Genomic DNA, 15,964 nt, shown 5'->3' with positions numbered 1-15,964 from the left:
AAAAAAGCTACTAAGACAGCCCTAGGCTCTCCCTCTTTTCACTAAATACAGCAAATCTATAAAACAAAAAATGTCTCCTACATTTGCTTGACACAAACATAGGAGACAGCCTCTTTTTTGTTGATCATTAACTTAATGTAATATAAACCACGTTCTATCAATAAAAACTTCTCTATTATTTGTTGATATCTGGATTATCAATAATTTCCCGCAAAGGAATTGGAAAAATATATTCCGGATCCGTTGGTAGGATGCTTTTTGCTGCACCAACAGAAACGATAGGCATATTTCTCCGTTGTAAATCTGGGATTCGGAAACCTTCTCCTAACAACTCTATCCTTCTTTCCAATAAAATAGCTTCTACCAATTTAGCCCTACTGTCAAATGTTGGGAATACATAATTCGCATCCGAACGATGTCTAATCGCTTTTAATAAAGCTAAAGCTCGCGCCTCATCCCCTTCTTCTGCTTCAGCCTCGGCTAGATTTAACAATACTTCAGCATAACGGATGGCCGGAACCCAATCCAAGTAAGTTTCCACATCTGTAAATTTCGTTAGATATCGAAAGGTGTTGGCATACAAATCCGTCAGATCTCTTTTTCTAGCATCCGTAGCGGGCCAATTCGGATTATTATAAATACCGGTACCTGAAGTATTAATATGATATTCCAAGTTTCCGATATTATAATAATAGGATAATTGATTTTGTGTACCTGGGACGTTGGTTAATTCAAATGGGAAACTCAAAATTCGTTCGGCACTGATCCGATCTGCATAAACCGTCGCTACTCGTCCAAGCAGTTCCTGATGAGTACCAGTTTTTGTTTTAAAAGGAGCAGTAGCGGTTACTAATTTATTTCCCTCTTCAATTACCTTAGGAAAATTCTTCATCGCTAAATAGATACGTGTTTTGAAGGCGATTACCGTGTTTTTATGTGCTCTTGTCGAAGTCCTATAACCATTGGAGTGACTCATTGGGACATCAATCTCCGATTCGTTCAGATCCTTTAGGATTTGATCATAAATTGCTTTTACTGTTGAACGTTGTATCGCATTATTTTCTGTCGTTTTTTCAGGTTTCAAACGCAGAGGAATACCTTTTGATGCACCATTATCAGCAACGTATGGCTTAGCAAACAATTGCACCAATGCATAATAGGCCATTGCCCTCACAAATTTCGCTTCCGCAATATATTCCTTCTTTTTGGCGTCCGTAATAATATTAGGACCTAATTTGGCCATTTCATCTAGGAAAATATTAACCCGATTGATGGTTAGATATCCTGCTACCCAAAAACCACCTACGTAACTGTCCGCAGGATCATTAGTAAACAAATAAACCGTAAAACCGGTTACCCCATTTTGGGCTCTGTTTAAAAACTCATCGCCTCGGATGTCGTTATAAATCAGATACCGTCCTCCATATAAAGCACCACTTTTCAACGATGCATATAGACCATTTACTTGCCCTTCAATCCTGGTAGCTTCTGCACTGATTTGATCCTCCGGAATCTCCGTTTCTGAAGCTCGGTCAAGAAAATCCTTCCCACAGGAATTAACCATTAAATAAACGGCTAAAAACAGGAAGCTCGCTAATATTTTTGTTGTTGATTTCATTTTTTTCATGTCTTGATAATTTATAGCCCTAGATTAATTCCAAATGTAAAAGTCCGACCGTTCGGAATCGAGTTCCGCTCTACACCAGAACTGAGGTTACTGTTACCATTCGAGGAAATTTCTGGATCCACACCGGTATATTTTGTAAGTAAGAAGGCATTATGCACAGAAACATAAAACCGAACAGAAGAAATCTGCGCACGTTGCAAGAAATCCGATGGTACTCGATAGCCAACTGTGGCCGTCTGAAGCCTTAAAAAATCTCCTTTTTCTACATTGGCCCCAATGGCATAAGAAGATCCATTGGAAACATTATCATTGTAGATGGCCAATGGAATTTTAGCATTTTTATTTTCTGGCGTCCAAGATTCCAAAATTTCAGTGGAGTTATTCCAGATCCGTTGATCCAATAAGCCCGCTCTTGTTCCATTGTAAATATAGTTCCCGCCCGAGTAGGTGAAATTCAACTGTACATCGAAATTGCGGAATTGGAAATCATTGTTGAAACCCCCATACCATGTTGGCAAGGTATTTCCCATGGCCACAGCCTGGTCTGCAGCTGTAGGAGCTGTTCTACCGTCCAAATAGGTATATGCAGCGCCAGGTGCTGAAGGTTGAAATTGAACCTTTTCACCTTCTTTATTGATGAAGATCCTTCGTCCATTTTCCGGGTTTATCCCTGCGGTAGGAACGGCATAAATTTGCGCCGCAGACTTTCCTTCTTCCGTTATACTTGTTGTTTCCAACGTAGCCGTACTGGCAATTATCGGTCTACCATCGTAAAGTTTTGTCACCATATTTTCATTGGTTGCAAAATTCACATTTGTATTCCATTTAAAATTTTCTCTTCGTATAGCTTGAAAATTCAGAGAAAATTCCCATCCTTTATTATACATACTACCCACGTTCATCAGAATAGAACTGCCAGGGATACCTTTTGACAACGTTTGTGGAACAGCCAAAATCATATTATCGATATCCTTGTTGAACCAGTTCACTTCTGCCGTCAATCGATTATCCAACATGGTAAAATCCAATCCAATATTGGTTTGGCTGCTTGATTCCCACTTCAGGTCCTTTAAGCCCGCTTGTGCGAAAGCCACAATACCATCTTGCCCATAAACCCCCGCTGTATATAGATTATTGGTGGCATACCAGTTTGTTAGATTTCCATTACCAACACGCCCCCAACTTCCTTTAAAACGCATGGAATTGAACAACTCACCCAATACCGAGGATTCAAAGAAATTTTCTTTTGAAATGGTCCAGCCTAAGGATGCACCTCCAAAATTACCCCAACGATTGGCCGCTGATAAAGCCGAATTACCATCTCTTCGAATATTTGCGGTGATGAAATATTTCCCAGCAAAATCATAGTTCAAAGAACTTAGGTACGACTCAAAGGCCTGTTCTCCAATCCCGTTTCCACTTGGTAGGTTATTTTTATACCCTCCTTGAAATTGGTTAAAGAATCTATCGGTGAGAGCTGTTCTTGTACCACCCCAAGTTTCCACCCGGTTCAATTGAGATTCATGACCAACCAAAAGCACGAAATTATGATCATTAATGGATTTTGAATACACCAGGTTATTCATGAAAATCCAGTTATTAGCCTTAGCCGTATTATTCGATGCAAAACCTTGGTAACTGAAGCCATCTCCATTTATAGGATTCCAAAAAGTCTGGTTTCCGGTATTCCTCAAGTCCCAAGTATAACTAGAAGAGAATTTTAACCCTTCAATTATATTGGCCTCAAAATTTGCATTGGCAAATAAACGATTGGTTTCCGATGTGTTTTTATCCAAGTCAATGATCGGCATAGGGTTTGGATAATTTGGAGCAAGGACATTCTTACCTTTTCCAATAGAATTACCGGTAACACTATAACCACCATCTGGTAAATAAGGGGAAACATTCGGTGCTTGAACCATGGCAATCCGACCAAGCCCAGAAGTATTGAATGCTGCTCCAGGAACAGATCCTGAATTGGGTGACTGGTTATGACTGTTCGTGTAACTAAAAGATCCGCCAAACTTAAATCTATCGGACAACCGATGATCTATATTCGCTCTAATTGCCTTTCTTTTAAAATTGTTCTTGACCAAGATCCCGCGTTGATCCGACATGTTGCCTGAAAAATAATAACTTGTCTTTTCGGTTCCGCCAGTAACACTTAAATTATGGTTATGGGATATTCCATTTTGATAAACTAAATCCGCCCAGTTGGTTTCCACAATACGGCCGTCTTCCAAGGTGTCTAGGAAAAAGCCTCCTGCCTGAGGAAAAGACCCCTGAGGTAATCTCGGATTCAAGGCTCTTGCATTAGCTATAGCCTTGTTTTTGTGGGTTACATATTGTTCTGCATTAAGGAGCTCAGGTAATCTGACCGCTTGGGAAGAACCCATCCAGCCATCATAGCTGAACTTGGCATCGCCTGTTTTTCCGCGTTTTGTCGTAATCACCAAAACCCCGGCTGCAGCTCTCGAACCATAAATCGCCGTAGAAGCTGCATCCTTTAAAATATTGATCGAAGCAATATCTTCAGGATTGATATCTCCTAGCGGGTTATTCACCGAAGAGTTGGAAGATACGTCTCCTGTGGAGATCGGAATTCCATCCACTACGACCAACGGAAATGAACTTAAGGAAAGGGAACTTAGACCCCGAACCCGAACTACAGGAGGGTTGTTCAGCACCCCTGAAGGTTGAATAATATTCACACCAGATGCTTGTCCTGTCAAACCTTGACTAAAACTCTGTAAAGGCCGATTAGCAACTTTATCTCCAGCAATATTTGCCGATGATCCAGTAAAACTTTGTTTTCGTTGTACCAAATATCCTGTTACAACTATCTCATCCAACACCTCCCCAACAGCAAGGAGAGAAATATTGATAACCGTTCTTGAACCAACTTGGGCAGATTGATCCTGATAGCCAACATAAGAAAATAATAATTTCGCTTGTGAATTTGGTACGGTGATGGTGAACTGTCCATCTTGATTGGTTTGGGTGCCTAAAGTTGTTCCAGATACTAAAACTGAAACACCTGCCAAAGGTTTGGAATCGCTTGCTGAAGTAACTGTTCCAGTTACTTGTCGACTTTGTGCATACGCTTGTCCCATCATCATCCAGATGAGCAAACAAAAGAGTAAAATTTTTTGTTTCATACGGTTAATTAGTTTGTTGTTTGTTAATTGGGGTTTACAGTGGCGCGTAAACTGCTAAATAACTACCATGTTATTAATCATTAATTAAATATTCAAATTTAATTTTAATTACACAAATATTTTTTGAAAAATTAATACATTTTAATTCATTAATATTTTTAATAAAGATAATAATATGGGTAGGAATTAATAAAAATTATGGTTGATTAATGTTTTGGTATAAAAAAGAAAGTAAATAAAAATAAAAAAGGAGGGCGAGTGCCCTCCTTGTCAGATTTGTTTTTGAAAAATTCTATGAAATAACCCGCTTCATAACCCTGCGTCATTGCGAGGAACGAAGCAATCTTTATCCCCACGTCATTGCGAGGAACGAAGCAATCTTCCCCCATGTCATGCTGAGCGAAGTCGAAGCATCTAAATTTGGTACCCGTACAGATCCTTCGACGCTGCTCAGGATGACACTAATCGAAAGATTGCTTCGTCGTACCTCCTCGCAATGACGAAGAGAACGCAATGACGACGAGAACGCAATAACGCAAATTTTTCTCGCAATGACGGAGGGCGTACCTAGCCAACAACACACCTATTTATCAACCACACACCTAAACCCCACATTATTAGTCGGCGAATTCACTTCCCCTTTTCCCCTACTCCCCGCCTTATACCTTTCACAATACTCATCATTACATAAAAAAGAACCACCGCGCTGCACCCTCTTCACTGCCCCTGGCTCCTGCGGATCATAAGAATCCTTAGGTCCTTTCGGATTATCCTTAGCACTCGCCCCATAATAATCCGGTCGATAGAAATCCGAACACCATTCCCATACATTCCCCTCCATATCATACAACCCATAAGCATTTGCCGGATAAGATTTTACAGGAGCTGTCGTTTCATACCCATCCTCCTTCGTATTCTTCAATGGAAACTTGCCCTGATAAATATTCGCCAACCATTTCCCATCCTCCAATTTCTCATTCCCCCAATAATAGGTTTCATTCACATGCTTACCAGCTTTCGCCGCAAACTCCCATTCCGCCTCCGTAGGCAAACGCTTGCCCGCCCATTTCGCATAGGCTTCTGCATCCTGATATGCCAACTGAGTAACCGGATGGTTTTCTTTTCCTACAATAGAACTCCCAGGACCCTCCGGTTGCCGCCAATTCGCATCAGGCACATACTTCCACCACTGCAGATGGTTCTGCAAACCTTCCACATTAGCCGGCGCAGCGAAAACAGCCGATCCAGGCACCAACATAGCCGGATCAACCCCCGGAAACTCCTTAGGATCCAATGGGCGCTCAGCTACCGTCACATAACCTGTCGCCTTTACAAAAACGGTATACTGCGCATTAGTTACTTCATGTGCATCCATATAAAATGGCGAAACCTGCACCTCATGAATAGGCTTAGCATCCTCAAAAGCCTCCGAACCCATCCGAAACAAACCTCCTGGTATATAAACCATTTCCACTTCATCCTTACCTTGAATACGCTGCAAGGAATCGCCCTGGTTCACCAAAGAAGCAAAACGAGAAGGAATACTTCCATTATGGCATACCGCCGCAGAATCTGAAGCCAATAAAGAATTGGAATCTTGTTTTTTATTCGTTGACTCACAAGCCTGTAGAGCACAAGCCAGAAGGATCAATAGGTTGATTTTCTTCATGATAGAACGATGATAACAAAAAAAAGGTTGCTATCCAAAGAAAGCAACCTCTTATAAGGGGATTATTTTAAATTATACGTATTCGTTACACGTCCAATTGAATGTTCTTTCCGTTTACTTTCGCACGGATTTTCGTGTTCCCACCACCATTCAAGGTCATGTCGTGTGGCTTGTTGGTTTTCCAGTTACCTCTTGTAAAGTCAGGAACCTCTACTGTACGACTGTTTTTAGCAACAGACTGTACGCTCAAAGGAACTACAGCACTCCAAGATGCACCATCATATACCGACTGATCCAATGGTAAACCATTACGCAAACAGTCGATCATACGCCAGTCCATCATGAAGTCCATACCACCATGACCACCAACTTGCTTCGCTTGTTCACCAATGAATTTAACCAATTCTGGTGTGTATTTGTCATATAGCCCTTTCAATTCTTCTGGTTTGATGTAGCTATGACCAAAAGCAATTCCTTCTTGCGGATACTTCTGTGCAAAACCTTTGGTACCACTCAATAAGTGAATACGGGAATAAGGTCTTGGCGAAGTTACATCATGTTGGATCATCATGGTTTTACCTTTCTCCGTCTTGATCAACGTAACGTCCATGTTTCCTCTGTATTTCTTACCCACAAATTCTTGGTAGAAAGAATCCTTAGCTGCCAATTCCCTAGCCTTATCAGCCATTTGGAAATCATTGGATTGCATAGCCACTAAATGCGTCATTCTATCACCGGTGTTGATGTTCAAACATTGTGCGATCGGACCAATACCATGTGTTGGATAAAGGTTACCATTCATTTTGATGTTTTCACGCAACCTCCACATATTGTCATACCCATTTTTGTTGAAGTTCAGATCCAATAGATCGTGGATATAAGCTCCTTCAGCATGTACCAACTCCCCGAACATACCCTGACGGGCCATGTTCAAAGTCAACATCTCGAAGAAATCATAACAACAGTTCTCCAACATCATACAGTGCTTTTTGGTCGCTTCTGATGTTTTCACCACTTCCCAGATCTCGCTAATGGTCAATCCGATCGGAACTTCAGTAGCCGCATGAGCACCTGATTTCATCGCTTCGATCGCCATTGGCGCATGGTACTCCCAAGGTGTACAGATATATACGAGGTCTAAATCTTCATTCTTTAGCATGGTTTTCCAGCCATCTTCGCCAGAATAAGCTTTAGCTTCTTTTAATCCTTTTTTGGTCAGGATGGTCTGTGCTTTCGTTACACGGTCAGCATGCTTATCGCATAAAGCAACAATCTCTGCACCTTCGATGTAAGAAATACGATCAACGGCACCTGGACCACGCATTCCTAATCCAATGATAGCAACTTTTACTTTATCAATTTTTGGAGCAGCAAATCCTGCCATGTTAAAGTTTGGAGCTGCAAAAACTTGGTTATTTAATGAAGGTAAAGCAATTGCCGCTGACGACAATAAACCTGCCTTCTTCAAAAAATCTCTACGGTTGTTATTCATAGTATATAATAATAAAGAAACTAAGTTACAAAATTATGGGGGACTAATAGCCCCCCAATAAATCACCTATTTTAAAACAAACTAAACAGTCGAATTTTGAAAACTATCAAATTATTGAATTTCATAATTTGGTTGAGGAGCTTGATAATCAAACCCCTAATACAAGTATAATACGTTTTTCAGTAATTCAAAAATGATTTGGAAATGCAAACGTTTGTTCAATTTACACAACCGATTGCTTTACTGTCATTTTCTTGAGACAATTACCTAAAGATCGATGTTCCCTATAATTTCCTTCAATTGCAACTCGGATAATTTAGCTTGTAAACGAGCGGAATTAAATCGAGATATCGCATTGATGAAGTTCTCCTGGGCATCCCTGAACTCCACTGCGCTGATTGTTCCGATCCTATATTTTTCGAGGGTGATATTCAAATTCTGACGGGCAATAGCCGCATTGTTATCTTCTAAACGTGCCAAAGACAAGTTGGTTTGGTACGTCTGAAAGGCGGTAGATATCGCTGTTCTAACCATTAGATCCTGTTGTTGGATTAATAGGTCCGCACTTTCTAATTGTATCTTGGCATTTCTTTCATTCCTCCGTTGGTTAAAGCCATCGAACAGGTTGATCGATGCCGTAACACCATAATTCAATCCACGTGAATTGGAACTGGAAACGAATCCCAAGCTGGATTCGGATTCCGAAAGGTTATACCCGGTGGTCAAACGTACTACTGGATATCGCCCTGCCCTAACCCGTTTCACTTCCAGTTCGGCCATCCGTTTGTTCACTGCTATGATCTGCAGGTCCGGGTTATGCGCCCTAGCTTTCTGCAATAAATCCTCGAAAATGAGGGTATCGTCATATTCCACATCCTTTTCCACATCAAAATCAATACTCAGCTCCCTTGCCATCAAACTGTTCAGATTGATCTTCAGATTCTTGACTACATCGGCCTGCCGCAACCGGCTAGATTCATCTTCGTTCAAATTCACCTGCACATTAAGCACTTCTAAGCGAGAGGCTTTTCCGATCGAAAACCTGTTTTCTGCTGTTTTCAACCTTTCCTTCGAGATATTGATACTGGAATCAATGGCCAACAACAAATTCTGCTGTTCCACTATGGTATAATAGGTAGAGATTACATCTGAAACCGTCGTCAATACCGTTTTTTTCAATTCAAACTCGCCTTGTTTCCGCAATTCCTTCAATTGGTCATAACGAGAGAACATGCCAAAACCATCAAAAATCGTCCATCCTACACTCACCCCGACCGACATACTGTTGTTTTTGGCATTCCTTAAAGAACGTTCATCTCCATTGGACTGCGTCTGCCTGGAGTTCTGCACACTATTGCTCTGGGAGAAATTTCCCGTCACATTTGGTAGCATACCTGCATTACCGTAGGTCACATTTTCCTCGGCAATCCTTAAATCATTATTGGAAAGCTTGATTTCATAATTATTCTCCAAGGCTATTTCCACGGCCTCTTGCACCGTTAATAGCCCCTGAGCTTGAGAACCCGAACAAGCCAACATCAATAACCATATGATCCCTAAATTCTTCATGTTATTCTTCAATTTGCTCCAATTCTGGATTCTTATGTTTCTTTCTGGACATCATTAAATAAAAGGCAGGAATGACAAATAAGGTCAATACCAAGGCAAACATGGTTCCACCTACAATCACAACCCCCATACCGATCCTACTGGTGGATGCCGCACCTAAAGACATCGCAATAGGCAATGCCCCCAAGGCAATGGCCAAGGAAGTCATTAAAATAGGTCTCAACCTGGCTTCCGAAGCGGTTACCACTGCTTCGTATTTTTCCATTCCTTCTTCCCGCAACTGATTGGCAAATTCAACGATCAGAATACCGTTCTTGGTTACCAGACCAATCAACATGATCGTACCGATCTGACTGAAGATATTCCAGGATTGGCCAAATAACCACAGCGAGAACATAGCCCCTGCAACAGCCATCGGAACCGTGATGATGATGATGATCGGGTCGATAAAACTTTCAAATTGTGCTGCCAAGATCAAGAAGATCAAAAGAACAGCTAATCCGAACGCAAACATGGTATTTGATCCACTTTCTACGAAATCTCGGGATTCACCCCCCAAGTCCGTGGTAAAGGTATCATCCAATACCTTTTCCTTAATAGCTTCCATTGCTTCAATACCGTCGCCCATACTTTTACCTGGAGCAAGTCCGGCAGAAACCGTAGCCGACATGTAACGGTTGTTATGGTACAATTGCGGCGGACTACTCCGCTCCTCAATTTCAACAATATTATCCAACTGTATCAATTCTCCTTGACCATTCTTCGCATAGATAGATGCCAGATCCATTGGTGTAGAACGATCCTTCCGATCAAATTGTCCCATCACCTGATACTGCTTTCCATTCATCATGAAATAACCAAAGCGTTGGCCCGAAAGAGACATCTGTAGGGTCTGTGCCACATCCAATACCGATACGCCCATAGATTCTGCTTTTTCCCGATCAATAGTCACATAGATCTCCGGCTTATTGAACTTCAGGTTCACATCGGTGATGGAAAATGTCTTATCGTTCGCCAATTCTTCCATAAACACAGGGATCTTTTCCTCCAATTTCTGGAAGTTAGGCGCTTGGATAATATATTGTATTGGCATCCCTCCACGGCGGTTCACCGAAATCGTTGGCTGTTGTGAAACTGCCACCCTGGCCTCGGAATATTGCCTGGTCAATTTTGAAAGATGATCGGCGATTTCAGCCTGCGATCTCTCCCGTTCATCCGGCTGAACCAATCCCAACCGCACAAAGCCACTATTGGAAGAAGCAGAACCGAATCCTGGAGAGGTGATCACTAAGCTCACTTTCTTTTCCGGCACCGAATCATTGATCAGCATCGTGAGATCCGTCATAAAACGATCCATATAATCGTAGGAAACACCTTCTGGTGCAGTTGCTCTCAAACTGATGTAACTTCGATCATCATAAGGAGCAGTCTCTTTTGGTAATAATTGATAGAAAAGATAGATCAAACCAAAACAAAGGATAATCGTCGCAAAAGCCAACCATTTATATTTCAGGAAGCTTTTTAACCCACTTGCATAATCCTTGTTCATCATCTCGAAATACTTTTCCGTTCTCATGTAGAACTTGGAATGTTTCTGCTCGCCACCTTTCATTAAATAGGCATTCAACATCGGCGTTAAGGTCAGGGAAACAAAGGCCGAGATCAGTACCGCCGCACCGATGACGACCCCAAATTCTCGGAAAAGCCTTCCCACGAACCCTTCGAGGAAGATTACCGGCAGGAAAACCGCAGCAAGGGTAACAGAAATGGAGATAACCGCAAAGAAAATCTCATTGGAACCTTTGATGGCCGCTTCAATTGGCGACATCCCCTCTTCCACCTTCTTGAAAATATTCTCCGTAACTACAATACCATCATCCACCACCAATCCCGTTGCCAGTACGATAGCCAACAAGGTCAATACATTGATGGAAAACCCGCAGAGGTACATGATAAAGAAAGTAGCGATCAAAGAAACGGGTATATCGATCAAAGGTCGGAATGCAATGGACCAGTTTCTAAAGAATAGGTAAATAATCAGTACCACCAGGACAATCGCAATCCCTAAGGTCTCCACTACCTCCAGCACCGCCTTTTTAACAAAAAGGGTATTATCGATGGCAATATTGGTTTCAAACCCCTCAGGCAGTTCATTCTCTAACTTTTCGTATTCCTTATGGAATTGATCTGCAATTTCCAAGTAATTGGTTCCTGGCTGAGGAATGATTGCTAAACTCACCATCGGGAAACCTGAATCCGACATTTTGGTTTCAAAATTCTCCGCCTCTAAAGCCGCTTTTCCCACATCCGAAAACCGGATGGTTCGGTTGTTATCAGAACGGATGATGATATTGCTGAATTCCTCTTCTGTTGCCAGATTCCCTAAGGTTTTAATGGCGAGTTCGGTATTTGCTCCGGTCAGCTTCCCTGATGGAAGCTCCACATTCTGCGTATTCAGTGCATTCCGCACATCCATTACTGTTAACCCATAGGAAGCCAGTTTTACCGGATCTATCCACAAGCGCATAGCATATTTTTTCTGCCCCCAGATTTGTACCGAACTGACACCAAGAATGGTCTGCAATCGTTGAGCAATAACATTCTCCGCATAATCCGATAGCTCCAATACGTTTTTCGTGGCACTCTGGATGGTCATGGTGATAATAGGCTCCGAATCGGCATCCGCTTTGGAAACTACTGGCGGGGCATCAATATCCTGTGGAAGACTGCGTAAAGCCTGGGAAACCTTATCCCGAACATCATTGGCCGCCTCCTCCAGGTTCTTGCCCAAATTAAATTCAATACTGATATTACTGGAACCTTGGTTACTGGAGGACGAAATATTTCGGATACCATCGATGGAGTTGATGGCCTTTTCCAGGGGTTCCGTGATCTGGGATTCGATAATATCCGCATTCGCTCCAGCATAATTGGTCCTTACGGAGATCTGCGCTGGGTCAATGGAAGGGAATTCCCGGATCCCTAAAAAGGTATAGCCAATGATCCCGAACAGGATCAAGAGCAGGTTCATCACAATCGTCAGAACCGGACGTTTTATACTTAAGGTAGATAAACTCATGTTTTCGCTTATTAACGAAGTGTGACTTTCACTGCTGCACCATCACGCAAAGACATCACCCCTGATGTCAGCACAGTATCCCCAGCTACCAATCCCGAGGTGACCAACACGTCCTCATCCGTACGTGCGCCCGTCTCCACCATCACCTCTTTTGCTTTACCGTTTCTCATCACAAAAATCTTCTTCCCATTCTGAATCGGGATTAATGCTTCTGCTGGGACCAATAGGCCATCTTCTACCGTTTCCAACGGAAAGATGATATTCGCAAAGGTACCTGGCATCAGTTTAGCATTGGGATTTGGTGTGACCGCTTTTACCAATAAGGTCCGGGTATTCAGTTCCACAGATGGTTCTGTTGCATAGATCTTGGCAGTAAACTCGCCTTCTACTCCTTGAACAGAAAACTTGATCTGATTGTTCACCCGTACTTTGTTGGCATATTTTTCCGGAATGGAAAAGGAAATCTTTACCCGATTGGTGTTCACCAACTGTGCCACATTGGTGGTCGGCGTGATATAACTTCCTTTGGAAATATTACGAAGACCGATGGTTCCCGAAAATGGCGCCTTGATAATGGTCTTGCTTAATTGTGCTCGGATTAATTGGATCTGTGACTGTGCCGTACGAAAATCTGCACTGGCAATATCATATTCTTCCTGACTTATCGCCTCTTTCTCCAACAATAATTTTGCTCGGCGTTCATTTTCACCTGCCAGGTTATTGCGGGTCTGCGCCTGCGCCAATTGGGCCTGCAATTCGGCGTCGTTGATCTTCAGCAGCGTCTGCCCCTGGCCAACCCTACCACCTTCCGAAAAATTGATGGACTCCACCAGACCAGAAATCTCCGAATGGATCTCGATCTGTTCATCGGCTTCAATAGAACCCGACAAGGAAAGGAAATCAGAAAATGGCTGACCCTGTATCACTTTTCCATAAACTTTAGAAGCCGCCCTTGGACCTCCAGGGCCACTTTGCTTTTCCTCTTTCTCCTTATTGCTTATCACACGATAAACAATTAAGCCTACAACAATTGCTATCGCAATTCCTATCAAGATAATGGATCTCTTTTTCATTCAGTACATGCACTTTAGTGCGAATAAGGGTTTATTGCTAAATAAAACGAACTGAAAATTAGCGAAAAAAGGGATACGATTCTGTAATAATATTATTATACAGTGCTAGAGGGCTGTAATGGAGTAGGTAATAAGGCCTGTATACCGCCCTTTTTCCACATGGATGAGCTGATGGGCGGCTGTAGGGCGAATGGAGTAACGGATATTGTAGGAGCCATCGATGATGCCAGTGGAAGAAAGGATCAGCGTTTGGGGATCATAGCTCAATTGTTCGATAGGCGTAATGCGCGGGTCACTCCCAACCGGCCCGATCGAAATGGTACTGGCCGGAATCCTATTTGGCCCATTGTATAACCAGGCGGAATTCGAACGAACGGTCACTTGGAAAGGCCCATTCTTACTAAGAACCAAATGTCCTGCATAATCTTTATTTACGCCCTGCAGATATGCAACAGCAGAATTTAACGCTAAATCCACCTGGTTGGAACTCACTTGAAACTCGGTCATTTCCGGAATTTCCAAATGGACATTAATGGCCTGATCTCGATTAATCCGATGGTCGTTCGCATCCATCAACCGAAGTTGGATCTGTGTGCTATAGGTCCCAGGCTGCAAAAAAGAAGATTTCAAATCTGTCGAGGTCAGTTTAAATCCATAATAAAGTTGGGTCCTGTTTCCTACGGGGATGTCTGTAATTTGCCATAAAAATTGCTGGGCATCACTTAACCTATAGAAGGCATTATTTATAAATTTTCCACCATGCATCTGGAGATTGGAAACTTCGACGTAGTTATTTTGGATGGTATTATGTGGAGAAGAGAAATTAAAATAAGGACTATGGCTATTAAATTCTGCTCGGACTGGTACGGAATGATATACGGATGAATTAAAGGGAACTTGATAGGTAAACCCATTTCGATAATACGACAATTGATTGATGTTCAATGTCACATCCCTATTGATGAAGTTAGGGGAAACAACGCGTGGTATCACCAGATCAAATCTGGTCGGATTAGGACTAACCTGCGAAAATAATGCGTTGTTTTTAGGTTCAAGTTGGATTAAATTGTGATATTCCCCAGCCTTCAAAGCATATTGTTGAAGATTTAATAGCTCATATCTAATATTAAAACTACCGGAACTCATCTGGTTTAAAATCACATCCGGCGCCATTTCTTGATCATAGGTCGTCAATTGGAAGGTCGGATAAACTCGGTCGGATTGTTCTGCACGAAGATATAATAAACCAATTGGCAAATTTGAAATCGCATATCCCTCCTGAAAATAAATATACTGAGATCTTGCAAGGATTGTATTGGTAAATGCCAATCCGCGACTATATTGGTATCCTGTACCTAACATGCTCGCATTTCCTGCCTGCATGGAAGCCATAGTCAATTCCATACGTGCCGTTTGCCCATAACCATGTGATATGAAGACAAGTAGAAATAAATATATCCTAAAAGCCCACATCTATCTTCTTTTCTGCAATATTCAATTCATAGCCCGCTCCGGCATCCAACAGCGCTACCAAATGAAACTTTCCTGCTTCCAACTCTTTTGGGATATCTATTAATTGGTATTGTTTACCCAAAGGCATGATGGCGAAGGCCAGTTCATTTAACTTATAATCCCTTCCATTTTCGGTATTGGTCATTTCGAAACGAATCTGACCCGATTTATGGAGATGACCATTGTTCTCAAAATCAACACGGATCTGGCGTTTTCCCGTTTCCTTATTTTCCAAATAGGATAGGTTCTTGAAGATGACTTCCCCTTTTTTGGCACCCACCGGATTATGAAAAATCTGCACCCCAAATTCATAATTTATTTGAATTCCTATAGAGGGATGATTGGTTTGTTGTCTTTCAGCGTTTATTTGCGTTAGGAAGAACATGGAGTTACTCGTAAAATCCCCAACATGACCAGCAGGTATTTCCATTTGGATGGTCATCTGTAGATCCTGACCAGGCAAAATCCGAACAATGGTTTCATTCACACGGATCCAATTGGCATTGGAATTTGGCATAGTTCCCTGTTCTGCATAGATCTTGGTTCCAATGGAATCCCTTGTCCAATCTTTGATGGTTACCTGGAAATCATAGACTTTTTTCCCATGATTGGTCAACTTTATGGTTTTGCTCATACTTTGACCTGGTTCCCCGTCAAAAATCAAAATAGCTGGTGAAATCGATATTTCCTGCCCCGATGTTTTGGTTATCGTAAATAATAAAACCAGGAAAAAATAAAAGGATATGGAGCGTAACATAGGTAATAAAAAAAATAGGACAGGGAAA

General features: G+C 41.9%; 9 protein-coding genes. All 9 read right to left on the bottom strand.

Going from position 1 to position 15,964, the window contains the following annotated elements; genetic code table 11:
- Window positions 1-175: 175 nt before the first annotated feature.
- On the bottom strand, window positions 176-1,618 hold the full coding sequence (locus VJ786_RS05890) for a RagB/SusD family nutrient uptake outer membrane protein (protein ID WP_180268416.1): 1,443 nt from the start codon (window positions 1,616-1,618) through the stop codon (window positions 176-178).
- Window positions 1,619-1,638: 20 nt separating this feature from the next.
- Window positions 1,639-4,785: a SusC/RagA family TonB-linked outer membrane protein gene (locus VJ786_RS05885; RefSeq protein ID WP_099365542.1), complete on the bottom strand. Its 3,147-nt coding sequence runs from the start codon at window positions 4,783-4,785 to the stop codon at window positions 1,639-1,641.
- A 583-nt stretch (window positions 4,786-5,368) separates the two neighbouring features.
- Entirely contained in the window at window positions 5,369-6,454 is a 1,086-nt protein-coding gene (locus VJ786_RS05880) for a formylglycine-generating enzyme family protein (protein WP_099365540.1), read from the bottom strand.
- Between the two features lie 85 nt (window positions 6,455-6,539).
- Window positions 6,540-7,946 carry a Gfo/Idh/MocA family protein gene (locus VJ786_RS05875; protein ID WP_099365539.1) on the bottom strand — a complete coding sequence of 469 codons (1,407 nt, stop codon included), beginning with the start codon at window positions 7,944-7,946 and terminating at the stop codon, window positions 6,540-6,542.
- Between the two features lie 267 nt (window positions 7,947-8,213).
- Entirely contained in the window at window positions 8,214-9,515 is a 1,302-nt protein-coding gene (locus tag VJ786_RS05870; protein WP_099365538.1) for a TolC family protein, read from the bottom strand.
- Window position 9,516: 1 nt separating this feature from the next.
- On the bottom strand, window positions 9,517-12,594 hold the full coding sequence (locus tag VJ786_RS05865; protein WP_336557443.1) for an efflux RND transporter permease subunit: 3,078 nt from the start codon (window positions 12,592-12,594) through the stop codon (window positions 9,517-9,519).
- An 11-nt stretch (window positions 12,595-12,605) separates the two neighbouring features.
- Window positions 12,606-13,667 (bottom strand): efflux RND transporter periplasmic adaptor subunit, encoded by a 1,062-nt coding sequence (locus VJ786_RS05860; RefSeq protein WP_336557442.1) that lies wholly within the window; start codon window positions 13,665-13,667, stop codon window positions 12,606-12,608.
- Between the two features lie 105 nt (window positions 13,668-13,772).
- On the bottom strand, window positions 13,773-15,071 hold the full coding sequence (locus tag VJ786_RS05855) for a hypothetical protein (protein ID WP_336557441.1): 1,299 nt from the start codon (window positions 15,069-15,071) through the stop codon (window positions 13,773-13,775).
- 55 nt (window positions 15,072-15,126) lie between these two features.
- Window positions 15,127-15,813 (bottom strand): fimbrial biogenesis chaperone, encoded by a 687-nt coding sequence (locus VJ786_RS05850; RefSeq protein ID WP_336557440.1) that lies wholly within the window; start codon window positions 15,811-15,813, stop codon window positions 15,127-15,129.
- Between the last annotated feature and the right edge of the window lie 151 nt (window positions 15,814-15,964).

The sequence above is a fragment of the Sphingobacterium tenebrionis genome (genome assembly GCF_037126265.1).
Classification (GTDB): Bacteria; Bacteroidota; Bacteroidia; order Sphingobacteriales; family Sphingobacteriaceae; genus Sphingobacterium; species Sphingobacterium tenebrionis.
This window is presented reverse-complemented; position numbering and strand designations above follow the sequence as displayed.